The organism is Streptomyces sp. NPDC039736 (genome assembly GCF_055596485.1).
In genome coordinates this window covers 1-25,415 of the sequence record NZ_JBVIUQ010000024.1, presented here as the reverse complement: position 1 = coordinate 25,415, position 25,415 = coordinate 1, and the positions used below count along the sequence as shown (strand labels likewise).

The 25,415-nt window shown below is 68.6% G+C and carries 27 protein-coding genes, 1 tRNA gene and 1 pseudogene; 14 read left to right on the top strand and 15 right to left on the bottom strand.

What is annotated here, in order from left to right:
* Window positions 1-1,802 (bottom strand): MobF family relaxase (mobF, locus tag ACZ56L_RS35820; RefSeq protein WP_471069449.1); only part of this gene is annotated, 1,802 nt, incomplete at its 3' end.
* A gap of 295 nt (window positions 1,803-2,097) precedes the next feature.
* On the opposite strand from mobF, the gene ACZ56L_RS35815 reads away from it, so the two are divergent.
* The 4 genes from ACZ56L_RS35815 to ACZ56L_RS35800 all read left to right on the top strand — a co-directional run bounded on the left by ACZ56L_RS35815 (window position 2,098) and on the right by ACZ56L_RS35800 (window position 3,966).
* Window positions 2,098-2,439: a hypothetical protein gene (locus ACZ56L_RS35815; RefSeq protein ID WP_471069447.1), complete on the top strand. Its 342-nt coding sequence runs from the start codon at window positions 2,098-2,100 to the stop codon at window positions 2,437-2,439.
* Window positions 2,440-2,456: 17 nt separating this feature from the next.
* On the top strand, window positions 2,457-2,585 hold the full coding sequence (locus ACZ56L_RS35810) for a hypothetical protein (RefSeq protein WP_471069445.1): 129 nt from the start codon (window positions 2,457-2,459) through the stop codon (window positions 2,583-2,585).
* Between the two features lie 697 nt (window positions 2,586-3,282).
* Window positions 3,283-3,588 (top strand): hypothetical protein, encoded by a 306-nt coding sequence (locus ACZ56L_RS35805; RefSeq protein ID WP_471069443.1) that lies wholly within the window; start codon window positions 3,283-3,285, stop codon window positions 3,586-3,588.
* A gap of 39 nt (window positions 3,589-3,627) precedes the next feature.
* Window positions 3,628-3,966, top strand: coding sequence for a hypothetical protein (locus tag ACZ56L_RS35800; protein WP_471069441.1), 339 nt, complete (start codon window positions 3,628-3,630; stop codon window positions 3,964-3,966).
* Between the two features lie 693 nt (window positions 3,967-4,659).
* On the opposite strand, the gene ACZ56L_RS35795 is transcribed toward ACZ56L_RS35800, so the two are convergent.
* Entirely contained in the window at window positions 4,660-5,262 is a 603-nt protein-coding gene (locus ACZ56L_RS35795) for a hypothetical protein (RefSeq protein WP_471069439.1), read from the bottom strand.
* Window positions 5,263-5,465: 203 nt separating this feature from the next.
* Between ACZ56L_RS35795 and ACZ56L_RS35790 the strand changes: the two genes are divergently transcribed.
* Window positions 5,466-5,900, top strand: a complete 435-nt coding sequence (locus ACZ56L_RS35790) for a DUF6283 family protein (RefSeq protein ID WP_471069437.1) — start codon at window positions 5,466-5,468, stop codon at window positions 5,898-5,900.
* A gap of 10 nt (window positions 5,901-5,910) precedes the next feature.
* Here the strand turns inward: ACZ56L_RS35790 and ACZ56L_RS35785 are convergent.
* The 5 genes and pseudogenes from ACZ56L_RS35785 to ACZ56L_RS35765 form a co-directional block, all read right to left on the bottom strand.
* Window positions 5,911-6,850, bottom strand: a protein-coding gene (locus ACZ56L_RS35785; protein WP_471069435.1) for an IS5 family transposase whose coding sequence is annotated in 2 segments (ribosomal slippage) — window positions 5,911-6,405 and window positions 6,407-6,850 — 939 coding nt in all. Because the reading frame shifts where the segments join, the coding sequence is not laid out codon by codon here.
* Window positions 6,851-6,953: 103 nt separating this feature from the next.
* Window positions 6,954-7,457, bottom strand: a complete 504-nt coding sequence (locus tag ACZ56L_RS35780; RefSeq protein ID WP_471069453.1) for a hypothetical protein — start codon at window positions 7,455-7,457, stop codon at window positions 6,954-6,956.
* A gap of 57 nt (window positions 7,458-7,514) precedes the next feature.
* Window positions 7,515-8,232 (bottom strand): annotated as a pseudogene (gene istB, locus ACZ56L_RS35775) (IS21-like element helper ATPase IstB); the annotation flags it as partial.
* Between the two features lie 25 nt (window positions 8,233-8,257).
* Window positions 8,258-8,560: a hypothetical protein gene (locus ACZ56L_RS35770; protein ID WP_471069433.1), complete on the bottom strand. Its 303-nt coding sequence runs from the start codon at window positions 8,558-8,560 to the stop codon at window positions 8,258-8,260.
* Window positions 8,561-8,669: 109 nt separating this feature from the next.
* On the bottom strand, window positions 8,670-8,954 hold the full coding sequence (locus ACZ56L_RS35765) for a hypothetical protein (RefSeq protein ID WP_471069431.1): 285 nt from the start codon (window positions 8,952-8,954) through the stop codon (window positions 8,670-8,672).
* Between the two features lie 506 nt (window positions 8,955-9,460).
* On the opposite strand from ACZ56L_RS35765, the gene ACZ56L_RS35760 reads away from it, so the two are divergent.
* Window positions 9,461-9,916, top strand: a complete 456-nt coding sequence (locus ACZ56L_RS35760) for a DUF6188 family protein (RefSeq protein WP_471069429.1) — start codon at window positions 9,461-9,463, stop codon at window positions 9,914-9,916.
* 319 nt (window positions 9,917-10,235) lie between these two features.
* On the opposite strand, the gene ACZ56L_RS35755 is transcribed toward ACZ56L_RS35760, so the two are convergent.
* A complete protein-coding gene (locus tag ACZ56L_RS35755) occupies window positions 10,236-11,363 on the bottom strand; it encodes a hypothetical protein (RefSeq protein WP_471069427.1) in 1,128 nt (375 codons plus the stop codon).
* A 7-nt stretch (window positions 11,364-11,370) separates the two neighbouring features.
* On the bottom strand, window positions 11,371-11,628 hold the full coding sequence (locus ACZ56L_RS35750; protein ID WP_471069425.1) for a hypothetical protein: 258 nt from the start codon (window positions 11,626-11,628) through the stop codon (window positions 11,371-11,373).
* Window positions 11,629-11,720: 92 nt separating this feature from the next.
* Here ACZ56L_RS35750 and ACZ56L_RS35745 point away from each other — a divergent pair, with 92 nt between their 5' ends.
* From ACZ56L_RS35745 to ACZ56L_RS35735, 3 genes are all read left to right on the top strand, one after another.
* On the top strand, window positions 11,721-12,782 hold the full coding sequence (locus tag ACZ56L_RS35745) for a CHAT domain-containing protein (RefSeq protein ID WP_471069423.1): 1,062 nt from the start codon (window positions 11,721-11,723) through the stop codon (window positions 12,780-12,782).
* A gap of 357 nt (window positions 12,783-13,139) precedes the next feature.
* Window positions 13,140-13,559 (top strand): hypothetical protein, encoded by a 420-nt coding sequence (locus ACZ56L_RS35740; protein ID WP_471069421.1) that lies wholly within the window; start codon window positions 13,140-13,142, stop codon window positions 13,557-13,559.
* Between the two features lie 258 nt (window positions 13,560-13,817).
* Window positions 13,818-15,614 carry an acyl-CoA dehydrogenase family protein gene (locus ACZ56L_RS35735; protein WP_471069419.1) on the top strand — a complete coding sequence of 599 codons (1,797 nt, stop codon included), beginning with the start codon at window positions 13,818-13,820 and terminating at the stop codon, window positions 15,612-15,614.
* Between the two features lie 368 nt (window positions 15,615-15,982).
* On the opposite strand, the gene ACZ56L_RS35730 is transcribed toward ACZ56L_RS35735, so the two are convergent.
* Both ACZ56L_RS35730 and ACZ56L_RS35725 read right to left on the bottom strand, forming a co-directional pair.
* Window positions 15,983-16,192, bottom strand: a complete 210-nt coding sequence (locus ACZ56L_RS35730; RefSeq protein WP_471069417.1) for a hypothetical protein — start codon at window positions 16,190-16,192, stop codon at window positions 15,983-15,985.
* Window positions 16,193-16,231: 39 nt separating this feature from the next.
* The gene (locus ACZ56L_RS35725; RefSeq protein ID WP_471069416.1) at window positions 16,232-16,354 is read right to left on the bottom strand and encodes a hypothetical protein; all 123 of its coding nucleotides are present in this window, start codon (window positions 16,352-16,354) and stop codon (window positions 16,232-16,234) included.
* 235 nt (window positions 16,355-16,589) lie between these two features.
* Between ACZ56L_RS35725 and ACZ56L_RS35720 the strand changes: the two genes are divergently transcribed.
* Window positions 16,590-16,865 (top strand): hypothetical protein, encoded by a 276-nt coding sequence (locus ACZ56L_RS35720; RefSeq protein ID WP_471069414.1) that lies wholly within the window; start codon window positions 16,590-16,592, stop codon window positions 16,863-16,865.
* Window positions 16,866-17,132, top strand: a complete 267-nt coding sequence (locus ACZ56L_RS35715; RefSeq protein WP_471069412.1) for a helicase associated domain-containing protein — start codon at window positions 16,866-16,868, stop codon at window positions 17,130-17,132.
* 48 nt (window positions 17,133-17,180) lie between these two features.
* On the opposite strand, the gene ACZ56L_RS35710 is transcribed toward ACZ56L_RS35715, so the two are convergent.
* Window positions 17,181-17,255: transfer RNA gene (locus ACZ56L_RS35710), tRNA-Trp, on the bottom strand.
* A gap of 588 nt (window positions 17,256-17,843) precedes the next feature.
* Window positions 17,844-18,452: a hypothetical protein gene (locus tag ACZ56L_RS35705; protein ID WP_471069410.1), complete on the bottom strand. Its 609-nt coding sequence runs from the start codon at window positions 18,450-18,452 to the stop codon at window positions 17,844-17,846.
* A 73-nt stretch (window positions 18,453-18,525) separates the two neighbouring features.
* Here ACZ56L_RS35705 and ACZ56L_RS35700 point away from each other — a divergent pair, with 73 nt between their 5' ends.
* The 3 genes from ACZ56L_RS35700 to uppS all read left to right on the top strand — a co-directional run bounded on the left by ACZ56L_RS35700 (window position 18,526) and on the right by uppS (window position 23,187).
* Window positions 18,526-18,666: a hypothetical protein gene (locus tag ACZ56L_RS35700; protein ID WP_471069408.1), complete on the top strand. Its 141-nt coding sequence runs from the start codon at window positions 18,526-18,528 to the stop codon at window positions 18,664-18,666.
* A 695-nt stretch (window positions 18,667-19,361) separates the two neighbouring features.
* Window positions 19,362-20,015 carry an ABC transporter ATP-binding protein gene (locus ACZ56L_RS35695; protein ID WP_471069451.1) on the top strand — a complete coding sequence of 218 codons (654 nt, stop codon included), beginning with the start codon at window positions 19,362-19,364 and terminating at the stop codon, window positions 20,013-20,015.
* A gap of 574 nt (window positions 20,016-20,589) precedes the next feature.
* Entirely contained in the window at window positions 20,590-23,187 is a 2,598-nt protein-coding gene (gene uppS, locus ACZ56L_RS35690) for a polyprenyl diphosphate synthase (protein WP_471069406.1), read from the top strand.
* A 973-nt stretch (window positions 23,188-24,160) separates the two neighbouring features.
* On the opposite strand, the gene ACZ56L_RS35685 is transcribed toward uppS, so the two are convergent.
* The gene (locus ACZ56L_RS35685) at window positions 24,161-24,502 is read right to left on the bottom strand and encodes a hypothetical protein (protein ID WP_471069404.1); all 342 of its coding nucleotides are present in this window, start codon (window positions 24,500-24,502) and stop codon (window positions 24,161-24,163) included.
* A gap of 215 nt (window positions 24,503-24,717) precedes the next feature.
* A complete protein-coding gene (locus ACZ56L_RS35680) occupies window positions 24,718-24,981 on the bottom strand; it encodes an excalibur calcium-binding domain-containing protein (RefSeq protein ID WP_471069402.1) in 264 nt (87 codons plus the stop codon).
* Window positions 24,982-25,415 lie beyond the last annotated feature (434 nt).

Below are 25,415 nucleotides of genomic sequence, written 5' to 3'. Positions count from 1 at the left end.
CGCAGTCGGTCGGCGGTGAGATCGAGGGCTTCCAGGTCCGTGCGGGACTTCCGCAGGGCCCGCAGCGCCGTCATGTCGATCGCCTCCCCGCGACCGGCTTTCGGCTCCTGGTCGTCGTGCTCGGGGTTGGCCAGCTCGGGCGCGAGCAGCTGCTCGGGCATCGCCGCCTGCTGGTGGGCGACGACGCCGTACGCCCGACCCCGCACGACGGCGGCAGTGGTGGTGCGCAGCTTCTCCCCCACCACCGCACCAGCGAGGACCGCGCGCTCGTACTGGAGCGGGATGCGGGGTACCTCCCACTCGCCCGCGTCCTGGCCCGGCGGCCGGAGGCCAGCCGGCTCGTCGGGATCGGCCGGGGGCTGCCGGTCCGGGTCGGGCGCGGGGGCCGGTGGGCGGCGGCGGGCGGGGAGGTCGGCCAGGGACCACCGGGCGGTGTAGAGGCGATAGCTGGCCTCCAGGCCGCGTACGGTCTTCGGCTCGCTGATGTCCAGGCAGTGGGTGGACAGGGCGGCGGCCACGACCTGGTCGTCCAGGCCCGGCTCGCGGCGGCGGCCGCGCAGGACGAACGCGAGGTGGCGGCGGGCTTCGGCGAGGAGGTGGCGGCGGTGGAAGCGGCCGCCGTCGTTCATCACGAACACGGTCGCGGTGACGTCGACGGCCGCCAACGCTATGTCGACCACGGCAGCGACCAGGGCCCGGATCACGGCGGCCGCGGCGCGGGCGTGCTCGAGGAGGGAGGTGATGACGTCGGCGGCGACACCGGAGGTGAGGACCGCGCTCGCCTTCCACCAGGCGCGCAGCTGCGCGAGCGGCCGGGTCTTCTGCTTGGGCGGGCGGGTCTTGCGGGCGGCGATGGCGTTCATCTTGGCGCGGGCCCGCTCGGAGACCACGGGCAGGAACCGCGGCTGGCCGTCGTCGTCGACGGCGGTGACGTACTCGTGCTCCAGGTTCTCCAGGCAGGCGGCGATCTGGTCGCTGCGCCGGGCAGTCCAGCGGATCAGCCCGTGCGGCACCCCGGCGATCTCCATGACGGGGCGGCGCCCTGGGGTGACGGTGCGCGGCTCGGTTGCCAGCCCCAGCGCCTCGCAGACCTCGGAGGCGACCAGCTCGTTGTAGAGCGCGGACGCCGCGACCGTGTTCTCGTGCAGGGCCAGGGTGTGGACCGACCCCCACTTCCCGTCCAGGCGCTGCCCTTTCACGCTCAGCAGCAGGTGGTCATGCAGCAGCGGCATTCCGGAGCGGGCCTCGTAGTGGCGGAAGCGGGCGGCGACCAGACCGCCGGGCGGCCGCACCCGGTAGATCCCGTCCTTGCCGTACCGGATCACGGCGACCTCGTCCTCGATCCACTCCAGCACCCGCACGATCGCCCGCTCGTGCGCGGCCTCGATCACCAGACGGGTCTCCTCATCCCCCAGCGCCCACAGGAGGTAGATCGTCGGCTGCGGCCGGAACACGAAGTCGACACCGGTCACCGTCACCTGGCGTCCGAGGGCGCCGGCCCGATACGCCTTCTTCGGGGAGTCGCCCGCGGCAAGGCGGTCGGCCTCGATCCGGTCCGCGTCCGGGTGGCGGCCCCGCTCGCCGAACAGGTTCCGCAGCTGTACCTCGGTGACCTCCTCCCCCGGCGCGAGCCCAAGCGCGGCAAGTCCCCGGCCCATCCAGCGACCGGCCGGGACACCGGCCTGCTCCTGGGCGGCACGCAGCGGCGTGCGGGCCGGGCGGCGGCCGTCGCCGACAACGGTCTGACGCAGGTAGTAGCGGTACATCTGACCGGCCCGGATCACCCTGATGTCGACTGTCATGGAGGCCACGCCACACGGCCTTGAACTGCAAGAAAAGAGTGGTCGGCAGCACGTCCCGCCAAGCGGGAGCAGCGGCCGGACTTTCTTCTCAGCTGCCCGCCGGGCGGGAAGCGGCGCTGGGGCGGGCGCGAATGTCATCGCTCTCCGGCAGCACGCACACCACAACCCGTACGACACCGACAAGAACCGCTGAGCACCACCACGTGCCAAGGAACGCGTACCGCCAACGAGCACCGCCCACAGCAGCCCCCGGCACCCGCCGGGGGCTTCGTCGTGCTGCCCGAAGGGACCCACCGTGCCGACCTTCGAGACCCTCCCCCGCTTCACCACCGACCTCCAGCACCTCACCCCCGCCCAGCGCCGGCGCTTCCGCCGCGTCGTCCTGGACGCCTTCGTCCCCGACCTGCGCACCGGCCACCAGTTCCGCCCCGGCCTACGCATCAAGGGCGTACGCCGCGCGCCGGGCGTCTACGAACTCACCTGGGCACCGGACGGCCGCGCGACGTGGTCCTACGGCCGGGCGGTGGTCGCCGGACTTCCCCACATCGTGTGGCACCGGATCGGGACCCACAGCATCCTGGACCGACCCCTGGCCGAAGGCCATCTCACGGGCGCGGGCCGCCGGTTAGTTGGCTGAGCGTCACCCTCAACTCGGTGGTGCTCCGCTCCTGCGGGCAGGACCTGACCACCGCAGGCACCTACATCGAGATGACCTCCCGCCTGACCGACCCCCTCCTGCTGGGCCTGGCCGTCCTCTCCGTCCGCAACCGCGTCAGACGCTGACCGCCCTGCCCCGCCTCAGAAGCCCGGCGGGCACCGCAGCGGATGTCCGCATCTTCCCGCGCCCACTCCCGGCCCGGTCTGGGGTCGTGGGCAATTCGTGCCGACATGGGTGTGCGGGTCAGGCCCGGTGCCCAGAGCGCTCTGTGAGCAGTACCACCGGGCCGCGCCGCCCACCACGTCGCCCGGAAGGTGCAGTGGCCCCGCGTATGTACGAGGGAACACGGGGCCACCAGGGTGCTTCGTCCTGTCAGGAACGTGCGCTCACGACCGTACGGGCACCGGCCCCCACTCACATCCGCAGGGCGCCGTACGGGTGCTGGCGGGTGACACCTGGTCAGCACTGCCCGCCGTGCCGGGGAGGGGGCGCCTGGGTACAAAGCGCGCTGATTCTCTTTCGTCCCTGCTGCGCGCGGGGATGTCTCCGATGGCGCACAGTCGCGCACATCAGCGAAACAGTGCTCCCCGCCGACCCGGTGATTTCCCAAGCCGTCCCACAGCGCAAGCACCGGAGCACGGGCAGGCCCGTGCCTCGCGCTCCATCACCTTGTCCTGCCTACAGCTGGTCGCCTCTGCAGGGTGGTTTCGGAGGATGCATCCCGCCAGCGTCCTTGATGTCCGTCCGGGGCGTTGTGGTTCAGGTGTGACTAGATGGCCGAAGCCCGCTCCCGGAGCCGACGACGTCGCTAGCGTGGTCGACATGACCAGTGAAGAGAGGCCCGACGTACCCGCGGGCATGGACCCGCTCGACGACATCGTGCTGAACGTGCGAGGCGACTGGAACGGCAGCGCCCCCGACTACGAGCTACCGCCCGCCGTGACGCTCGACCAGGCGTCCCGAATCCTCGGTATCCGTCCTGCGGACGGACTTGCCCTAGCGAAGATCGACGGGTACCCGGTGCCCGTAATCGACGTAGGGCCCGAGGGGTACCGCGTCGGCACCGCGCACCTGATCAACCATGCGGGGCTGGGCCGGGTCTGGGCGGAACTGCGCCCCATCGAGTAGGCCCGGCAGCCCTGGACACCGCGCGGCGCGAGTCAGCGCGTGACGGAGGCTCTGCACGCATGGGGGTACGCATGCTTCGACGAGGATGCGGTACGCGCGGTGGTCGAGCTGCTGGTGACGGCGGCCGTGGACGACGGGGGCTCCCACCTGAGCGTGCACCTCACCGACCACCAGGAGCACGCCCTGGTGCTCGTCCTCAGCAGCGGCCCCGACGCCGAACGCCCCGATGATGGCTCCTTGCTGCATGCCGTCGCAGCCCAGGGCGCAGCGAACTGCGGGACGGAATCCGCTGCGGACGGCCGCCGCCGGTGGGCACTCCTCGACCTCACACCTCCACCACCCGCGCAACTCCCCCACGCCACAGAACGAACAGGCTGAGGCACAGCGCCGCCGTGTCCGCTCCGGACAGCGTCCGGCTCCGCGGCGGCCGGGTGCGGGAGAGGAAGCAAAACGATTCACCATCCCGCCTCCCCTGGCATGTGCTCCCGCCGCGGCATGCGAGGCACCCGCTAACCCCACCACCCGCCCCTGGGCCGCGCCGGGAACGTCACAGGCGCGGGGACAAAAGCTGCGAGCGTGCCAGCACCGGCGGTGTGGGCGGCGGCTACCAGCGGGAGCTGGCGCCCCTGCTGCTGCCACACCCGCACCAGCGCCTCGAAGATCGGCGTCGCGCTCTCCTCGGCATGGACACGCGAAGGAGACGGGTCGGGTTCCCGGACAAGCGGCGGGTACGGACCGGACAGAACTGTGTGCTGCGTGTGCTGCATGCACAAAGAACGGTCCGGCCGCCATCCGCGTATGGGCCTGTAACTGATTCTTCACCCACCGCCCCGGCACGCCCGAAAACGCCTACGAGTACATGGCGCGACCGGCCCCCTTCAGGAGGACCGCCCCTGTAACCGTCCAGTCCCCCTGGTCCAGAAGAAACCGCACCTGCGCGGGCAGCCCACCCTCGCAGGAACCGTGCGGCAAGCAGCGCGCGGTCGTCGTCATTGCGGGGGTAGTAGTGCGCCGGGCAGGCACGCTGTACCGGCCGTGGCCACGGCGCCGTTACCGTCAGGGCCGGTGAGGTCAGAAGTCCCGCAGCAGTTCCGGGTCGATTCCATATAACGGGTCCCAGCCCTTCAGCCCGGTGAACACCACGCGGGTCAGCAGGCGATCTCCTGCACGCTGGACGCACGGGACGAAGCCGGCCTCGGACATGTCCAGCTCGCTTCCGGTGACCGACCAGCACAACCCCATGTCGTGCCGTTCACACGCGGCGGCGAGTTCGCCCATCAGCTCCGACGGCGCCCGGCCGACCAGACGCAGCCCGTCCCAGACCACCTGCGGCCCGTGCCGGGCATCCACCGCCACGAACACAAGGACCGGCAGCCCCCGTTCTTCGAGGGCCTCCAGCTCTCCCACCGACAGCCCGGGATCACGAGCGAACAGTGCCGTCACGTCCGGGCCGTCCTTTCCCCCCGGCCCCGCCGCCCTGCGAAACCGGACCGCCACATCGTCCTGCGCCCGGCCCACGGCACTGGAGTAGCCAGCCGCCTTCATCACGGCAGTCGTCTCCCCCAAGCCCAGGCCGAACCGCAGCGGCCCCACACGCTCGAACGGCACGTACCCCCATTGCGCACGCTCCGCTTCCTCGATCACCGGCCAGAAATCAGGCCACGGCTCAACCATCTCCCACCCCTCTTCAGAACAACCGAAACCTACCCTCCCCAGGACATTCAGGCAGATGCAGGGAGATGACACCGCTCCCGGCACATCAGTCGACGCAGGGGACGTCTTAGCGGTGGTACGCGTGGCTTTGTTCACCTTCAGTGACAGCGTTTGTCGACTAGGGAGTGACTCGCCAATCATGGTTCCTCGGTCATACTGTCTGCGTGTCCTCGTCACTTCGTCCTCCTGCGCCGCGTCCCTGTGAAAGCTGTCCATATCGGCGCGATGTCCCCGCGGGGATCTGGGCCAGTGAGGAGTACGCGAAGCTGCGGCGCTACGACGCCGATACTCCTGATCAGCCCACGGGGTTGTTCCAGTGCCATCAGGCTGATGCTGGCAGTGCGGTTCGGCGTCTTTGTGCTGGCTGGGCTGGATGCCACGAGGGTGAGGAACTCCTGGCCCTGCGGCTGGCAGTGCTCGACGGCAGGGTGGACGTCACCACGTACCGGGCTGTGGTCGAGTACGAGTCGCCGGTGCCCCTGTTTCCTTCTGGCAGTGACGCCGCCGCTCACGGAGAAGCGGGCATCCATGCACCGGATGAGACGGCCCGCCAGATGATCAACAAGATCATTCGGACACGCAACGACCTGGTGCTGTAGGGGTTCTTGGTCATGAGCGAAGCCAGATGAGGAGGACGGCGGCCGTTACGGTGCCGAGGAAGACGTACCCACGCTTGTCATAGCGGCTGGTGACGGCTCGGAACTGCTTGATCTTGTTGATCGCTCGCTCGACGGTGTTCCTTACCGAGTATCTGGTCCTGTCGAAACCGGGAGGACGGCCACCGCCCGAACCTTTGCGCCAGCGGGCGGTTTTGAGATCGCTCTTCTCCGGGATCACGTGCCGGATGCCGCGGCGACGTAGGCAGGAACGGATCAGGCTATTGCTGTACGCCTTGTCCGCGCCGACACTGTCCGGCCGCTTCCGTGGCTGCCCCGCGCCGAGCCGGGGCACGCGGATCTTGTCCATGACCGGTTCGAACTGCGTGCAGTCCGCTCGTTGCCCGGGAGTGAAAACCAAAGAGAGCGGGGGGCGGCATTTACCGTCCGCTGCCAGATGGATCTTCGTGGTCAACCCACCACGGGAGCGGCCGAGGGCTTCGCCTGCCGCGCCGCCTCCGCCGGGAGGAGGCGCAAATACATGTACGCGCGCAGATGAATTGATCTTTGTGCGGCCCCCTTTGAGGCACCCGGGGGTGCCGGGGGGGATTGGCCGGGGCGCCGACGGCGTGCTGATGGGCACGGATCGAGGTGGAGTCGACGTTGATGTTCCAGTCGATGTCGCCCGCTGCGTCGGCGACGGCCTGGACGTGCCGGAGCAGCCGCTCCCAGGTGCCGTCGGCCGACCACAGGACATGGCGCTTGTGAACGGTCTCCCACGGGCCGAAACGCTCGGGCAACTCGCGCCATTGACAACCGGTGCTGAGGCGGTGGATGACCCCGTTGATCACCTGCCGGTGATCCCGCCACCGGCCGCACCGGTTGTTACTCGTGGGCAGCAGCGGTTCGAGCACTGCCCACTCGGCGTCCGTCAGATCCCCCCTGCTGAGCATGATCAGAACAATGAGCCACTGATCGAAGAGACACCCCCTAGTTTGAGCAGCCGTTAGCGATCTCCAGGGGAAAAGTCTTCACGCGTTTTGACGGCGCTTCGCGTCAGTGATCTTGGCCTGCGGTCCGTGCGGAGCAGTCGTGTCCGTCGCCGGGCAGGCCCATGACGTTCAGTACGGGTTCCTCGCCCTCGGGGATCTCGAAGGTGAAGTTCGCTCCTGACGCGATCGCAGTGAGCGAGCACTGGTTGCCGAAGGTCAGCGGAGCATGCGGCTTCCAAGAACAGCCGGCCCTGTCCAAGGCGGAAACGACGTCCGCGTGCATGAGCCCTGCCGGGAAGGTGCCCGTTCCTCCGACAACCGACGGGGGGAGTTCGACGACGTCACGCCAAGTCTGGACGCAGATGAGAGAAACCTTGCGGCAGCGGCAGACACTCAGCTCAAGGTCTCCGTAGGCGAAGAGCCGCGGCCGCTTTCTGTTCCGGCTCATTGTTCCGATGTCCCACGGCTCGCCGAGTGCTGCGGTCACATCGTTCCAGTCGGCTCCGCTGAATACCGGGCCCAGCCGACCTGTCTTCGCCATGCTGGTCAGGACATCGAGAATCTCCACGGGGCGGAGCCTGACAGGTGCCCTGATCAGCAGTCCAGCGGTTTCCAGGGGCCAGCCCGCTGCGGGTTGTTCGGTTCGGGCTCGGGTGGAGGCGAGGCGGTAGGAGTTGGTGCCGGTCTCGAGGATGGTGCCGTTGAAGGTGAAGCGGTCGCCGATGGCCGCGCAGAGGCGGGAGTCGGTGAAGGTCTTGGTCCAGCCGCCGAACGACTCGTTCGAGGCGATGGCAACGCTGTTCTCCTCCTCGCGTTCGGTCAGGACCTGGAAGAGAAGTTCGGTGCCGTGGCGGTCGCATGTAGCTGAGTTCGTCGATGCAGAGGAGATCGACGCGGCCGCAGCGGGCGGTCCTCTTGTTCAGCTGCTTCTCGTCCGCGGCCTCGACCAGCTCGTTGACCAGCTTCGTGGCGAGCGTGTAGCGGACGCGGTAGCCCTTCATCGCGGCCTCGGTACCCAGCGCGATGAGCATGTGAGACTTGCCGGTGCCGGAGTCGCCGATGAGGCAGAGCGGCTGGCTCTTCTTGATCCATTCGCAGCTGGCGAGGGTGTGGATGGTGGCCGGGTCGATGTTCGGGTTGGCGTCGAAGTCGAAGGACCGCAGGGACTTCTCTCGCGGGAAGCCCGCTGCCTTGATCCGCCTCTCCGACCTGTGGCGGGCCCGGTCGTCGCACTCGGCCATCAACAGTTCGGCGAGGAAGCCGCGGTAGGCCATCTGGCCCTTCAGCGCCCGGTCGGCGATGTCGGGGAACTCGTTTCTGATCGACGGCAGCCGCAGCAAGCGGCTTCGCGGCCGACGCCTGGGGGAGTCAGGGTATGTCGCCGGAGTAGTGGAAGCGGCACACCACACCCGACACGCCCGCCGGGCGCGGTTCGCCGGGGCGCGGGTCGTACAGGGCACGGCCGCCGGGCCAGCGCCCCAGCTCGGTCATCAGGGCGACGCCGTCCTCGATCTCCTCCGGGCGCCAGCCGGTGATGTCGAGCAGCAGTCCGTCCAGCGGCCCGCCGACCAGGACGGCGTACGTATGGCGGGGCAGCGGGCCTGGGTGGGGGTCGTCGTGGTCGCGCCCGTAGACCCGGCCGCGCAGCAGCTGCTCGTCACCATCGTTCATCCGACCAGCCTCCCAGCCACCACCAACAGCGGAAGACCGGCAACGGCCGGGAGTCCAGCCTCCCTCGTCCTGCGGGAGGGTGCTCCCGCGCCCTCCCGCAGGACGGGCATCAGGCGCAGGGCAGACGGTCAGAGGCGGGCCAGTCCATGCGCACCCCACGGCGGATCAGCCCGGTGATGCTGTCGACCTGGCATGTGCTCGGCTGCTCCTGGGTGAAGCGGCGCAGCGCCCGGTGCACGCCGTCGCGCAGTTGGTCGTCGGACATCGTGGACGCCTGCTCCTGTAGTTCGTCGAGAAGCCACCCGGCGCGGGCCGCGCGGGACAGCGCGGCGTTGGTGAGCGGTCCTTCGGCGAAGCCGTTGGATACGGACAGGCCGGGCTCGATGAAGGTCATGGTGACGGATCCTTTCCGCCCGGCCGCGCGTGGTCTCCCGGGTGGAGACGCGGTCGCGTGACCGGGCGGGCGGGAACGTAGAGCACCGGATTCGCTAGCGTCGCGTCCTGGCCGCCGGCTCCGGGCGGGAGTAGACCTCTCCCCCACGGCTACTGCGTGGGAAAGAGGTGTCTTCGGCGCGGACAGGCTTGCCCAGGGGGTCTGGCCTGTGACAACGGGCGGCGTCCGATTTGCCGGGCTCCCACTGCCGGTCACACCTTCGGTCCCCCGCCGTGAGCAACCTTCCGGGCAGCCGTCCAGCCCCCTTTCGGTGCAACCCCCTGCGCGGCCGCCACGGCCAGGGGCAGGCGCGTGTGCCTCGCAGCGATAGTTGTCACCTCGCAGCCCGAACTGTCACCGCACAGCTGTTCGTCCGGCTCATACGCGCCGCCCGAGACGGGATCTGTGGCTTCAGCGGAACCCTGGGGCCCGTCCGTCGTCGACTGGGGCCCGTGCACCATGGTGGGATGATGAGCACCGAAGCAGGGCCGGTCGAACACGACGACCGATGGATCTTGAATCTCCGCGGGTGCGGCGTTGCTGAGATCGCTGTCGACTACCGCCTCACGCTGGCCCTCGGTGAAGATTGGAAGGTTGCACTCGAAGTGCCTGCTCGGCTCTCATCCGGGCCGGCCCATACCGATCCCGGCGTACTTCTGGTACCGGAGACTCAGGACGTGGCCCCAGTTCTCCCGCTTTTCGGGACGAAGGTCGTCTCTGCGGTCGCTTTCAAGTCCGGCACGCTCCGGATGGTGTTCGAGGATGGCACTCATCTGACATGTCCAGCTGACGCGGATTTCGAAGCGTGGCAGATCACAGGACCGAGCGGATGGCTTTTCGTGTCCCTACCGGGAGGCGGCCTCAACGTCTGGTCCGCCTCCGCAGCAAATGAGAATTCGCAAGGTCAGTCTGCGGAGCACTGAGAACCTGCCAACTGGACTGCGACGGGACAGCTTCCCAGGTGACCGCCTTGCGGGCGGCGTCGGGCCGGTGACAACTCGGCTGCGATCTCATGCCTGGTGACAACAAGCTCGCGCAGTCGGTGACAGATAGCGCTGAGAAACCGGCGCGTATTCTCAGGCCGACGACCACCGGGAGGGCGTGGCAACCCGCCGTTGACGCTGACGAACATTGGCTACCCCGGCATGCCGTGAGCCCCGGACCGAGCGGGACGTGCGGCTGCGGAACTGGTTCCCGTACTGGAGGATTTCGGCCGCAGCTTCGAGCGGGAGCATGTAGGGATCAGCCGGTGGTCCGCGATGCGATAAGCCGGTTGGTCAGTTCCACGGTCCCGAGGTACCACCAGAAGATCCAGTCCAGGAACGCTTCGTCGTAGTCGCCGCGCTGATCTGCCTTGCGGTGGCGCAGGTCGTAACGGTTGGCGATCTCGAACAGTGCCCCTTCGTCTTTGCCGAGCTGGTCTTTGAGCAGGGCGCGGCGTTCTTCCAGGATGCCCGCGAGGGTGACGATCGCTGACCGCTTGCTCTCCACCGACGTGTCCCGGCTGCGGAACAGGGCGATCGCGTGGCGGACCCGGGTGGTGATGTCCGGGGCGCTATCGGTCAGTGCCCCGTGCACCAGCGCGCTGCGAGCGTCATCGGAGACGGCGACCAGGCGCCCGAGGTCCTCGCCTTCGGCGGCCAGCTCGTACTCGACACCGGCCTCGCGCAGCAGTTCGTTGACCTTGCCCCTGTAGAGGATGCGGGCGGGACCGTTGTGGAACTCCGAGTGGTGCCATCCGCAGCCGTTGTAGGAGTGGAATCTCCGCATGCGGGGGCGGCTTACCAGATCGTGGAATACCTCGATCAATCCGTAGAAGGTGTCTTCGTCCCATGTCTCCGGTGTCAGGGGCCACAGATGAGGGATGCCGAGACGCCGGTCGATCACCTCGGAGGGGTCCGGGAGCTCGCTGTGGTCGTCGACGCATTCCTCGCCCAACGCCTCGGCCAGGTAGCCGCTGTCGGCGAGCTCGCCGATCAGCCGGGCAAAGTCCCGCCGGGCGTCCCGCACAGTGCTGCCGTCGTGTGAAAGCCCGTTGCCGCGGCGCTGCGGCCAATACGGCCGTGGCGCCGCCGCGTGCCTGAGTTCGGGTGCCCGGCTACCGAGCTCAGTGAACCAGTCATGCTGGTCCATCACGACCCGCTGGGTGCCCCAGCCAGTGGCAGTGCTCGCCCAGGGATCAGATGCTGACGCGGTGTGGTTGGGCAGATCCTCGAAGTCAGCGACTGCGGTGGTGCCGGCCAGCGCCTCCGTCAGCAGCCACATCGCCCGGTCCTGCCAGGAGCCCGCCGACCGGAGAACGCGTTCACCCTCGGACATGAACAGCTGTACCGGCCACAGGAGTTCGTAGTTACTCAGGTCCAGACTCACTGCACCATCATCGCCCATAGGGGTGCGTGTGGCTCAAGTCCGTTTCAGTCCTCGATGAGTTCCTGGAACTGCGGACATCCGACGGCATGCCACTCCTGACGAGGGCTTCCCCGGCAATGAGCACGACTTCGGCGTGCCATGGAAGGCAGTCATGGCATGCGCGGATCTCGTACGGGTTGCCGGCGTCGTCGAATGCCTTGAGGTCGACGGAGCCGACTGGCGCCCGGTAGGTGACGTCGTGCTGCGGGTCGGGGTCTTCTGCCATGCCGCCCAGTATCTATGGGCGCTCCCAGCCTCCGGAGGTTGTCAGTGAGTGGCCGTAGCCTGACGAGACAGGAACCGCAGAGAGGCACGCCCATGAGCGCCAGTTACCACCGGAGCGAGTTGGAGAGGAAGAACAAAGCTCGCGCGGATGCGGAGAAGAAGGTCGGAGAGTTCCGTAAGAAGGAAGCCGACAAGCGAGCGAGGGCCACGAAGGAGAATGCGGCCGCCGCCAGGGCGAGCAGCCAGGCCACCGTCAAAAGCAAGCTTCGTGCTGCCCAGAGGTATGAGAGCGAAGCCAACAAGGCGGGCCAGGACGCCAGCACATGGAGTGCCAAGGTGGGCAAGTTCTCCAAGGAAGCAGCAGGTTTGTCGGCCAAGCTGGCGAAGGCGGAGGAGAATGAGCGAGTGGCCGGGGAGAAGGCTCGCCAGCGTGAGCAGCGGATGACGGAGCGGCGTGCCGCAGTAGTGCAGCGGAAGATCGAGAGCCGCCTGTCGACGACGGAAAGGCAGGTGCGCACGATGGTCAGGGAACTGCGGGCCCCGAGGCCGGAGAAACTGCGGGTGCTGCTGCTGGCGGCCGCTTCCTCCGGCGACCTGCGAGTCGGCCAGGAGCAGCAGAGGATTCGGGCGGCTGTGCAGAGTGCCACCCATCGGGACCTGGTCGAATTGGATCTCCACCCGGCCGCGACGGCGAACGTTTTCCTGGACGCACTGACCCGGTTCCGTCCTCACGTCGTGCACTTTTCCGGCCACAGCACACAGGACCTGATCGCCTTCGAGAAGGGTGAGGACGGCTTCCACGAAGGTGCCATCATCAGCGCAGGCGCCTTCGCACGGGCCATTGCCGCTGTGGACGACAAACCACTGCTGGTCCTGCTCAACTCCTGCCATTCCGCAGCCCAGGTCGAGAAGCTGGTCGGCACCGTCCCGTTCGCCATCGGGATGTCCGACACCATCGGCGATGTCGACGCCATCACCTATGCCGCACGGTTCTACGCCGCCGTCGCCGACGGTCAGTCCGTGCAGGGCGCCCACCTCCTCAGCAGGGCGGCCATCGAAATGAACGGCCTGCTCGACCGCGACCTGCCGACCCTGGCCTGCGCAGCGGACGTCGACCCCAGCGCTACGAAGCTGGTCACCCCGCCTCCGGAGTAGGACGTCCAGGGACGCCATCTTCATCCCACATGACAATCAGCTGGCCGTCCGTGGTGTCCTGCGTGCTGGCGTCAGCGGCGGGTGACGCCGTAGCCCACGTCGTTCACGGCGCGGGTCCACACGTCGCGGTCGAACCACTTGGTGATGTTCGGCTGCAGCTCGGTAATGGTACGCATCCGGGCTTCCCAGTCGTGTCCGGCTGGCCCCGGCTGCCGTCGCAGCCGGGGTAACCGTCTTCGCTATGGATGTGACCAACCATCCAGCGTTGACCGCCGTGTCGCATGCCCGATCGGACTTTTGCGTCTATGTGCGAATCGGCAGGGAGCGTTGTCAGAGGGGTCTGCCAGGCTCCCGCGCATGCCCATGATCAGCCCGAAACTGGCGTGTTCCATTTTCACGGACGAGACCCGCGACGCCGCGCTGCCCCTGCGCCCCCACGTCCTGCTGAAGACGATGTCGCACTACCTGCGCTGGCACGGACACGTCGTCGGCGACGTCGCCCTGCGCCTCTACAAGCACACGGAACCCTGGCAGTACGACGAACGCGACGTGCGCCGGGCCGCCCAGGGCCTGGCCGCCGTGACCGTCGACCACGACGACCAGGTCCTCGTGGCGGGAGTCCTGCCGTGCGTCGAAGCGGGCGTCCTCGAGAGCCGCCGCGACGGTGCCGGCGTCCACGCCCTTCGCCCGGCGCCGTACGACGCGCCGCCCGATGCGGACCGGGTCGACCGGCTCCCGGGTCACAGCACCCCTAGAGGGTCGGTCTGTGGCACCTGACGGAGTCGGCTTCAGGATGCGCCCGAACGGGGGGGCGCGTACCCAGGCCCACGGGCCGCACACCAGCCAAGGCGCCAGTGAGCCCGCCTCCAGAGCGAGAGCCGGCACTGCTCGAAGCGGGCGGGCCCCGGCGGTGACCAGGCCAGGACCGCCGTCGTCGGGCCGGGTGACCTGGACGCAGGGCACGCTGTCCAGCCAAAAGTAGTTTCTTGACGGAGTGGTTTCCGTTCGCGGGTCTGGGTCGTTGGTTCGAACGTGATGATCAACAGCAGTTCCGTAACCGGCAGTTACCCAGATCTCGACAGTGCCAGGCTCACCGACGTGCTCTTCGCTGACGGCCCTGAGGGTGCTGACGTCCACGGCACGTGGCGCAAGGCGGTCTCGACCGACCTGTTCCGCCACCGCAGCAATGCGGGCATTCAAGAGAGGTGGCAGCTCTCCTACGACCGGCTGCGCACCCTGAACGAGGAACTGCTGCGCCCTGCAGACCTGGCGCGGGACGCGCGGGGGCTGGCGGCTTTGCACGAGTGGGCCGCGGTGGTGGACGGTGCGACGGCGACCGTCGCCGGCATCCACTACAACCTCTTCCTAGGCAGCCTGCTCGACGACCGTGTCTCGCCGCCGCGCGACCTCAGCGCGTTCTACGGCCTCGACCGCATCGGCACGTTCCTGTGCACCGAACGCGCCCACGGCAACGACGCGGCCGCCCTGGAGACCTGGGCCCGGTACGACCGAGAACGCCAGGAGTTCGTGCTGCACACCCCGCACGAGGGTGCGCAGAAGTACATGCCCAACACCAGTGCCGCCGGTGGGCCGAAGAGCGCGGTGGTGGCGGCCCGGCTGCTGGACGAAGACCGGAACCACGGCGTCTTCCTGTTCCTCGTCCCGCTGAGCGACCATCACGGCACGTTGCCGGGGGTCACTGTGACCGTGCTGCCCGAGCGCGTCGGCAGCCCGGTGGACCACTGCGTCACCAGCTTCGACCAAGTACGCCTGCCGCGGACCGCCCTCGTCCAGGGCGAGCACGGCCGGCTCCTGCCGGACGGGACCCTCGTCAGTTCCGTGGGCAGCGCGCGCAGACGGTTCCTGCACGCGATCGGCCGGGTGACGGTCGGGAAGCTGTGCATGAGCGCCAGCGCCCTCGGCGGCTGCCGGGCAGCGCTGGCAATCGCTGTCCGCTACGCGCACACCCGGCACATCTCCAGCCCCGTCGCGGGCCGCCGCGTCCCGCTGGCCGCGCACCGCAGTCACCACGCCCGGCTGCTGGACCAGGTGGCCACCGCCTACGCGATGACCTTCCTCCACCGGGCAGTCACCGAACACTGGATCACTCATGCCTCGGAGGAACGGGCGGCAGCCGAGCGTCTCGTGGCCCTGACCAAGGGCTGGATCACCTGGCAGGCCCGGGAGATCGTCATCGAAAGCCGGGAGCGCTGCGGCGCCCGCGCCCTGTTCCCGGTGAACGGACTCGCGGAGTACCTTGCCAACGCGGACGGGGCGATCACCGCCGAGGGAGACAACCTCGCCATCTGGTGCAAGGCCGCAGCCGAGATGATCTTCGGTCACACGCTCGCCCCGGCCCCCCGGCCGGCAACCGGCACGGAGAGCATGACCGATCCCGCCTTCCTTCGCCGGACCCTCAGGGCCGCCGAGCACTACTGGCATACCAGCGCACGGCATGATCTGCGAGCCGGTGAGGCCAGCGACGCACTCGGGCGCTGGAACAACGCCTCCGCCGCAGCCTTGAACCTCGCCGAGGCCCACACCGTCGGCCAGGCAGCCGACGCGTTCGCCACGGCCGTCAACCGGGTCACCGACCGGTCCGTCCGGGCAGCCCTGACCGACCTGCACACCCTCTTCCTGCTCAACCAGGTCCACACCTGCAGCGGACTGCTCCTGGCCGAAGACGCCCTCACCCGCGACCAGGTCCGCGCACTGCCCCGTACCCAACAGGCTCTGACCGCCCGGCTCGCCCCTCACCTGCTCGCCCTCACAGACGCCTTCACCATCCCCGAGGAGCACCTGTCCTCCCTGCCGATGCTGACAGCCCCCTAAAGGGTGTCGCAGTTCAGCCGCTCCGGGCCTGTGCGACAGTGCAGCGGCCGTGCGCCACTGGTCCCCGGAAGGATGGCCCCGCTTCCCACGCTAGCGGAGTCGGCTGGGGCCGGTCGCGCCACCTGTGGAGGCGGGATAGCCAGGTTCCGCCGGCCTTCTGCACGAGCAGATCCTGAGCGGAGGAGTACTGGAGGACTGGAGGACTGGAGAAAGGAGTACGCGAGGTTCTCAGCGGCGTCCGACCCATGCCTGGTGGTCGGGTGCGACGTGGAGTCCTTCGCGTACGCGGCCGCGCAGGACGCCGACGCGGGTTCGGCCCTCCACAACCTGCAGCCCGCTGCCGGACGGGTCCAGGAAGCACCGGTCGATCAGGAGCGGCGGGCGCAGCCACGTCCCGTGCTCTTCCCAGTGCCGACCTCTGGCGAGCGTCTTTCGACCCAGTACACCGGGTTCTTGGCGTACTCCTCGATGCAGCCGGTATCGGAGGCTCCGGTCGGCATCGCGTGGAAGTCCGCGGCCGGGATGGTATCGAGCCGCCAGGTGATCTCGCGCAGGTCGATGCTGCCGTAGTCGGTCACGAAGTGGTCATTGTCACCGAAGTCGTAGAGGAACTGTTCCTAGAGGTCGTCCGGCCACTGAAGCGACGCCATGGCCGGGTCGATGCGGAAGCGGTCGTAGCCATGGCCGAGACCGTCGGCTCGGCGGCGCTTCATCAGAGGGCTGAGGTCATTCAGCTTCATGCCGTCAGGTGTACCCCAGGTCCCGACGGCGTTCCCCTGCTCCTGTTCAACCGATGCTGAAGCACGCGGCGTCGACGCCTCACACAACCCGTCGGACACGGCCCTGGGACCGACGGCCCCAGGGGGGAGAACGCCTCGTCTCGCTCGGCCCGGGTGCCGCGCGAGACGGACACCGTAGTCGCCTCGCTGCTGAGAGACAGTGCCGAGGACGCGCAGGAGCGGCGGGGCACTCTTGATGAGATCAACCGCTGGGTGGGCGCCGGTGCGGGACGCGGGCTGGCAGCGGTGCCTGTGGCTGGTGCAGCAGCACTTGGAGAGCGGCGGCGCCGTGCCGATGACCGCAGGTGAGGTCGTCATCCGGGGCAAGGACCTCAAGCGGTGGGTGCGAAGGTGCCGGTTCGGTTGGGACGTGCTGCGGCCCGCGCAGCAGTGGCTGTTGGAGAATGCCCTCGGGCTCGAACCGGCGGAGGAGTCAACGCGGCCGGTGAGGCCTACCCAGGACGACAAATAAATGCTCACCCTCGCGCCGACGAAGGCGTTCCACGCCCGTGAGGGGCACCTCCAGGTGCCGAGGAAGCCTGTGGAGTCCGGGTGGGAGTCACACGGCGCGGGAGGCGTTCGGAGCGGCTCTGACGGTCTTGGAGTAGTGGACGTGAAGTTGGGGATGGTCCTGGACAACATCCGCAAACGCGCCGACAAGCTCCCCGCCGAACGCCGGGCTGAGCTGGACGCGCTGGGGATGCGGTGGACGACGGTGAAGAAGGCGGCGGCGCGATGAGCACGGATGCGTACACCAGCGGACCGGTGGACTTGGTCGTGGTGGCGGGCGGGGTGGCCGGACTCGAACCGGCGTCCTCGCGATTTTGGAGACCACGCGCGTCTACCTCTGCGCTACACCCCGCCCGGAACGTCAGCGTAGTCGGCAAGTTCAGGGAAAGGTGCCTGCCAACGGTGAGAGGTGGAACGGCATTACAGACAGGACGCTGGCGGTCGCGGTGCAGTCGTACGCCGCGTTCGCGATCCACGTCCACTTCGGCGACGGCATGACCAAGGACGTCCTGCCCGTCCTCACCGAAAAGGAACGGGATGTATACCCGGCGCCCGGCTGGGAGCGTCGTGGACACCTACCGGGAGCGGTTGCTGCGGTTGTACGAGGAATACGGGCCGCAGTCCCCGACCGTACGGGCGGCGTGAGCTCCTCGCGCACCCTGTGTCGCTCATCGCCCTTGAACAGCTATCGGCTATCCGCTCCCCGCTGGCCGCGCGGTGGAACGGGGAGCTCCCCGACCGACCGGTGCGTTGTATGTGTCGTGCAGGGCGCAGAGCTCAGAAGCGGCCGCGTTCTCGCAGCGCATCTGACTTGGCTTCCGACCGGCTTTGGTCTATGGCCCGTCGTCGAGGCCGCAGTGCTGTCTGTACTGGTGCAGGACGAGACCTGAAAGCGCCGTTGCGGCCTCGTGATGACGAGGCCGCTGTCTCGCCTGGGGGGCTACCAGCCGGCCTTGACGTTGTTGTAGGCGGTACGGCAGGCGGCGTCAGGGGCGGCGGTGGACAGATTCGTCATGGCTTCCCGCCAGACCTTCTTGGCGACCGTCTCCAGCTTCCGGCTCGCGGCGGGGATGTTGGGGGAGTACTTCTTGACCGATCCCATGGTGGCGACGGTGAACTTGTTGCATGCCGGGGCGGGAGCGTTCTGGAACCGGGTGTCGAGGTCCTTGGCCACGACGGGGCCGTTGGCGAGTGCCCAGTTGTTCCAGGCGCTGCACGCGGTCTCGGTGAGCTCCGCCTGCTCGGCCTCGGTCAGGTGGCTCAGGGCGTTCAGCAGGGCGTTCCAGGGCTCGTCGGGGATGGTGTAGTGGGTGGTGGGAAACTTTGCGCTGGTTTTGAAGATGGCCTCCGTGCACGCCGGGGGCAGCGGGGCGGCGGCCTGCATCGGGGCGGCTGCGAGGAGCATCTGAGGGGCGCCGGCCGGCTGCTGGGGGGCTGCCGGCGCCGACTGGGACGGTGCGGTCAGGGCCTGTGCGGAGGCGGCCAGGATGGCGGCCGAGGCCACCGTGGTGGCGAGCGCGGTGCGCTTGAGGATGCGGCGGTAGGCCACGATGTGCTCCTTGCGAGGCGGGTGGGGTGGATTTGGGCGTGGCGGAGCGGCCCGGTTCTGAAACGATCTCGGGGTGGTGTGGGACACGGGACAGAGCGATCGGCACGGCCAAGGCCGGTACGACAGCGCGGAACCCGGATGGCAGGCCGGCGTCGAATGGGCGCTGCTGTGGATCGAGAACACCGCGAACCAGCTGACCGAAGGCCAGCCGTAGGCATCGGGCATCAGAGTGTGTCGCCGGAGTAGTGGAAGCGGCAGATCACCCTGATGTCGACTGTCATGCAGACCACGCCATACGGCTCTGACCTGCAAGAAAAGGCCGATCAGCGGCACGTTCCGCCAGGCGGGAGCAGCGGCTTGACTTTCTTCTCAGGTGCCCGCCGGGCGGGAAGCGGCCTCGGGCCGGACGCGAATGTCATCGCTCTCCGACAGCACGCACACCACAACCCGTACGACACCGACAAGAACCGCTGAGCACCACCACGTGCCAAGGAACGCGTACCGCCAACGAGCACCGCCCACAGCAGCCCCCGGCACCCGCCGGGGGCTTCGTCGTGCTGCCCGAAGGGACCCACTGTGCCGACCTTCGAGACCCTCCCCCGCTTCACCGCCGACCTCCAGCACCTCACCCCCGCCCAGCGCCGGCGCTTCCGCCGCGTCGTCCTGGACGCCTTCGTCCCCGACCTGCGCACCGGCCACCAGTTCCGCCCCGGCCTACGGGAAGCACACGGGTTCCCGGAATCTGGGGAGTGCCCACGCTTGAACCCGAGTGTCGGAGGTGCCAGGGGCGGGCTTTGCGAGCGGGTTCGCAGGGTTGATGGGTGGCACCGTGGACGTCGGGTGCTGATCGCACGCTATGGAGCGCTTGTTACCGCGCTACCATCGCGCAGCCCAGTCGTTGCTTATGGTGTGAACAATTCAACCCGGGCGTCCGCAGGCACCCTTCTGCGTCTCCATGGCGTTCGTAAGGCTTATGGTCGGCGCCCGGTACTGCGCGGGGTAAGCCTGGACGTGCCGCGGGGTTGTCTGCTGGGCATCGTTGGCGCGAACGGGGCCGGCAAGAGCACGCTGCTGCGCATTTTGGCGGGTCAGGCCGCGGGCGACAGCGGGACGGTCCAGTGCCGAGGGCGGATCGGATACTGCCCGCAGAATACTGTGCTGCACCCGGCATTCACGGTCGCTGAGCACGTGCGGTCCTTCCAGGCCGCCTACCGGCTCGAAAGCTGTGCGCACGTGTGGGAGCTGCTGGAAGAGCTGGGCTTCGACGAGAGCCCTCGCAGCCGCCTGCACACGCTCAGCGGCGGGACGCGGCAGAAGCTGAACCTGGCCCTGGGGCTTATGCACGACCCTGAGGTGCTGCTCTTGGATGAGCCGTATCAGGGTTTCGACTGGGAGACCTACCTGCGGTTCTGGGGCATCGCTCAGAGACTGCGGGAGCGGGGCCGGGCGGTCGTGGTCGTCTCCCACCTCGCCTACGACCGGGAGCGTCTGGATGTGCTGCACCGGCTCCAGGACGGCGTTCTGGCCGTCGACCACAGCAGCGCCGCGGGAAGGGTCGCATGAGCCGACGGCAGTCTCCGGTCACCGCGGTGCGCGACGACGCCTCCAGTTCAATGTCCGCGCTGCTGTGGCCTGCCCGCTCCGTGGGCTCCGGCGGAGCCCTGCTCGCCTGCGCTCTGCGCCGGGCGGACCGGGCCGGTCAGGAACTGTTTCTCCGCGGGTTCGCGCTGCGGATCTGGACGCCCATAGGGCAACCCGCGTCCAGGGGGTGCTGGAGGAGTGCGGCGCCCGCCAAGCGGTGGAGGACCTCATCCAAAAGCGCCACCACCAGGCCCTGGAACGCCTGAAACGTGCCCACTTGCCTGTCACGGTGGCATTCGCGCTGCGCGACCTGATCCAGGCCGTGCACAACAGAACCGCATGACAGGCGTGCTCTCGCAGTGACCGTGTCCTGTCACCGGCGCGCACCCCTGGGGCCAGAGTCGGCCTCCCACCGAATTCGTGGAGTGAAAGTGTCAACGACCCAGCACAACCCTGGCCGCCTGCCCCGGTCGCAGGACGGCACCCCGACCGCCGACCGACGCGGCGTCACTGGGCGTGCCGCATGAGGTGGTGGGGGCGGTGTCTGGGGACAGCGGTGCGCCACGCTGCGTTGGAGCAGGCCCGCAACCGGCTCGCGCTCGTCCTGGTGCTCTTCTTCGTTCCGCTGTGGCTGACGCTCGCCTACCAGGTCCTGCCCAGCGACCGGATCCGGTTCTTCCTGCGCGCGGCCGATCAGCCCGTGGCCCTGGGTGCCAACACGGTCAGCCAGCTGTCCGGTGGGCTGCATTCCCTCGCGCTGATCGTCGGGTTCATGATGTTCCTCGCTGCGAGCCGCTCCGCGGAATTCGACCACCGCATGGTGCTCGCCGGATACCCGCGCATCTGCCTGCTGCTGGCTCGCAGCACCGTACTGCTCCTCACCGCGGCACTGACCGCCTCGTATGCCACGGCATGGGTGTGCTTCTTCTACCGGCCTGAGCGCCTGGACGTCCTGGCCGCGGCGTTCATGGTGGGAGCACTGACGTATGGGGGCGTAGGAATCCTCCTGGCAGCGCTGCTGCGCAGTGAGCTGGCGGGGATGTTTGCCGTCATCATGCTGAGCTTCATCGATCTGACGCTGCAGAACCCCGTCGCCAACCCTTCTGCGGACAGTCCGCTGCTGAAGTGGCTGCCTGCCTACGGGGCGATGCAGTCCGCCGTGTCCGCGGTCGACCTCACCCACACCCCCTGGCGGCACCTGTTGCTCGGGCTGGGCTGGTCGGCAGGACTGACCGCCGCCGGCCTAGCTGCTTTCACCGCCCGCACCAGCCGGCGCACCATCACACAGAGACTTCTGGGCGGGCGCGCCACCAGGCCCCGCGGCCGCCAGATCGCCCTGCGTCTACTGCACCCGGTCCGCACGCACATCTACCGCCAAGCCGGTATCCACGACACCACGGTCATCACCGGCTACGAAATCTGCCGTCGCCTGATGCACCGGTCGGGTCCGGTGGAAGCAGCTCTCACCAAGCTCCTGCCCGGCCGACTGCGACCGTTGTTCTGGGCCATGTACGGATACGGCCGGCATATCGACGACCTCTCCGACACCCAGCACCTCGACCGGCAGGAACGAGTCGAACGAGTCAGCCGGTTCAGCGAACTGCTGGAGGCCGACCTGCGGGCAGGCCACAGCGAAGACCCCCTGCGCGCGGCCCTCGTGCACGCCGTATGGACTTGGGACCTGCCGAGCGACGGAGTAACGGCAGCCAACGCCGTATACCGCCAGGACGCCAAAGGCCAGAGCGCCATCACCTCCTGGGACGACTGGTACACCTACTGGCACACCATCACCTTCCCCTTCGGCGTGAAGCGCCTGATGGCCCTGCTCACCACCCCCCGCTTGGCCTTCACGCCCGACGACGCCCAAGCACTGCGCGTGTGGACCGACGCGCTCAACCTCATCGACGCGCTGCGCGACCTGCGGGAAGACGCCGCGGAGGGCTTCGTCAGGCTGCCCGCCGTCGTGCTCGACGAGCACGACGTCAGCCCTGAACGCCTCGCCCACGGCCGGACGAACGGCCGGTATGCCGACATGGTTCATGCCATGACCGCCCAGGCCCGCCAGTGGCTGGCTCAGGCCGCGACCGTCGGCGCCCAGCACCCACCCATGGCCGCAGTCCTGCAAACCGTCATCGACCTGCACCTGCTCGAACTGGACCGCATCGACCGCAGACCCCACGCACTGCTGCAGAGCCGCTCGCGGGCCAACCCGGTCCGCTTCCACCTCACACTGGCCCGCGGCCGCCTCCGTACGGCCAGGTCCTGGCACCGCCACACCCAGACCGCTGCCACCCCTCGTGCCACCATCCACCTGCCGCACCCCGCAGAAGGCAACCACGACACAGCCCGCACGGCCCCTCCGCTACCACCGGTGCCCCACCCCAGCGGTGTCCAGCCGCCCCAACTGCCCGCCCACCTGGCCCCCCGACACGTGGCGCTCATCATGGACGGCAACGGACGATGGGCCACCCGCCAAGGCCAGCCGCGCACCGCCGGCCACAAAGCCGGCCAGCTCGCGGTGCGGGATGTCATCTACGGCGCCCTCGAAATCGGGCTGCCCCACCTCAGCCTGTACACCCTGTCCTCGGAGAACTGGGCACGCCCCGCCGCCGAGATCCAGGCCATCCTGCGCCTGGTCAAGGACTGCCTCGTCATGGAAACCGAGGAAATCTGGCGACGCGACGTCCAGCTGCGCTGGTCCGGCCTCCCCGAAGGACTGCCACCTGACCTGGTACACGCACTGCGCCAGACCGAGCACCTCACACGCCACCGCACCGGCCTGACCGTGAACATGTGCATCAACTACGGCGGCCACAGCGAAATCACCCAAGCCGCACGCGAACTCGCCCGTCAAGCGGCCGCGGGGGCCCTCCAGCCCGACGACATCACCCCCCGCCACCTCGCAGCCCACCTCCACCACCCCGACCTGCCGGACGTGGATCTGCTCATCCGCACCGGCGGCGAACAGCGCACCTCGAACTTCCTGCCCTGGCAGTCGACCTACGCCGAACTCGTTTTCCTCGACACCCTGTGGCCGGACACCGACCGCACCCACCTGTGGCAGGCCATCGACACCTACACCCGCCGCGACCGCCGCTTCGGCACCACCCCCTCCACACCCACCAACTCCGACAAAAAAGCATTCACCGGGTGATCATGCGTGACTCGTACCGGCCACCCTGTCCTTCGAGGACCTCGACCCCGTCGCGTTCACGCTCGAGGTCCACGGCGACCCCGGAATCACCTGCGCCACGCCCCCCCTCACGGAATCCCGCTCCAACCCAATCGAGCGTCATCGAGCGCACCCCAGCGCGGGGCCGACCGAGGATGAGCCGCACCCACCAGCCAGTGCCGAAGCCGCGGGGACGTGGAGGCAGGAGTTGTACAAGCGGGCTCCGTGCGGGTACGGCACCATCGTGAAGATCAGCGCCACTCGGCCGGGTCGGCTGGGTCTGGACCTGTCCTCTCCTTCTCTGGCCGGTAGAGCTGTTGTCCCCGGGTGCCTGCGGGGCCACCAGAGGCAGTGCGCCGTTGCCGTAGGCAGTTCGTCGTAGCGCAGTTCTGACCACCTCCCGGCGAGGCGCTTGATGCGGGGAGATGAGCGGGACCTCACGCGGACCCCTCGTTGAGAGAGACGAATTCACCACCCGGGGCGGACAGGTACGCCCCTCCCCCGCGAGGCGGTGAGGACTGCGGTGCCCACCGGACGACCGTGTCATAGGTAAGAGGCACCGGCAGAGATTCTGGATCGTTGTGGCCGGGGTCGCGGCCGATGCCGGCTGCCCCAGGGAGGCTACGCCCTTGTTCCTGCCAGGCCCGCACCAGGTCGTCGAAGATCGGCGTCCCGCAGCCCGCCGAGCCCCTGGCGGGCGGGACCGACTGCCAGACAGGGGCCCGCGGTTGTGGAGGACGGAGAAGTGTGCGGCGCTGAACGTGCATGACTGTGCCAACGACCCACTCATCGTCACGTGTGGACCTGCAACCGATTCGTCACCCAGCCCGCCCAGAAGCTCCCGCCCCGCAGCGGCGCGCCCTCCGGTCACCCGCAACGCGGCCAGGTCCCCCCTCCCGGTGGAAAGGAGGGCGCCTGCCCGGCCCGGGCGGTTTCCAGGGCCGTAACGCACAGATCACCACGTGCGGTGCAACCACCGAAGCAGCACGGTGTGGGTGGTGTCGTCCAATGTGCTCAGCACCTCAATGGCCTCCACGTCACCGGGCACCGGTGCGATACCGGCGCGCGTCAGGGCGACATGCAGGTCCAGGCGCCTGCGGTCCGAGGACTCGAGCTGCCCGGGCAGACGCCGACCGGTATTCGGAGCGGACAGGAAGCATTCCTCGGACAAGACCTGGTCGCATGCGGACCCCGGCAGCAGGTCGTCCTCAGTAACGGGGACGCCGGGGTATCGGTAGGGGTCCGCGTCCAGCCACCCGGCCACCGACGAAACCGCAGACATCTTCCAGACAGTCATGCCTATCTCCCCACACGAAGGACGAGTGTCGGGAGCGGGGACGGCGCACGGCACGCCCTCAGTTTCCTCGACTTCGGCAGTCCACTCGGATGTCCCCTTCGCCATCTCGTCACATGAGCAGGCGGGCTGGAAGACCCGGGCGCAGCGGGTCAACGACTTGCCGGCCCCCGGATTCTCCCCAGGCCGTCGGGGCGGAGGGACATGTCAGCGTCGCGTTATTCGCAGGCAACGCCGTCACCGTCGCGGTCGAGATGCCGGCCGAAGCCCGGGTCGCCCCAGCGGATCGGTGCGGCGTCCGCCGCTCTGACATCGCTGCAGTTCCGATAGGAGACGGTGCCGCCGGTGCCGCTGCCGGTCAGTGAACCGTTGCCGGATGACGGGGGCGCCGGCCTGCCCGCGGGAGCGCGGTCAGCAGATTCTGCTTTCCTGCCGTCGGCCGCCGGAGGGGGCGCCGGACCACTCTCAGTGGTTCCGCTCACCGGGGCGCGGGTCGTACAAGGCCCGCCCGCCGAGGCCGAACTGCCCGGACTCGGTCATCAGCGCGGCCCCGGCGTCGACCGCCGAAGTGCTCCCGCCGGTGATATCGAGCAGCAGAGCAGACCGCCCAGCGAGCCACCGGCGGCTTCGGCGTATGCCCGGCCAGGCCTGTGACCGGGTTCCACGCATCTCGCGGACATCGGGAGGGAACTGCGCCTTCTGCACCGGGACTGCTCAGCCCTGTTCGACCGGTTGGGCACCCCGCGTACGAACCAGACACACAATGGGGTAACCCGCGCAGGCAGTTGGGCGTCTTTAGAGATCATCTCATTTGGCTACATCGGTATTCTGTGGGTCATGGTGGGGATCGTTGAGCGGTTGGTGCCGGACGAGTTGTGGGACTTGTTTCAGAGGGTGGTGCCGGAGGCGCCGTCGC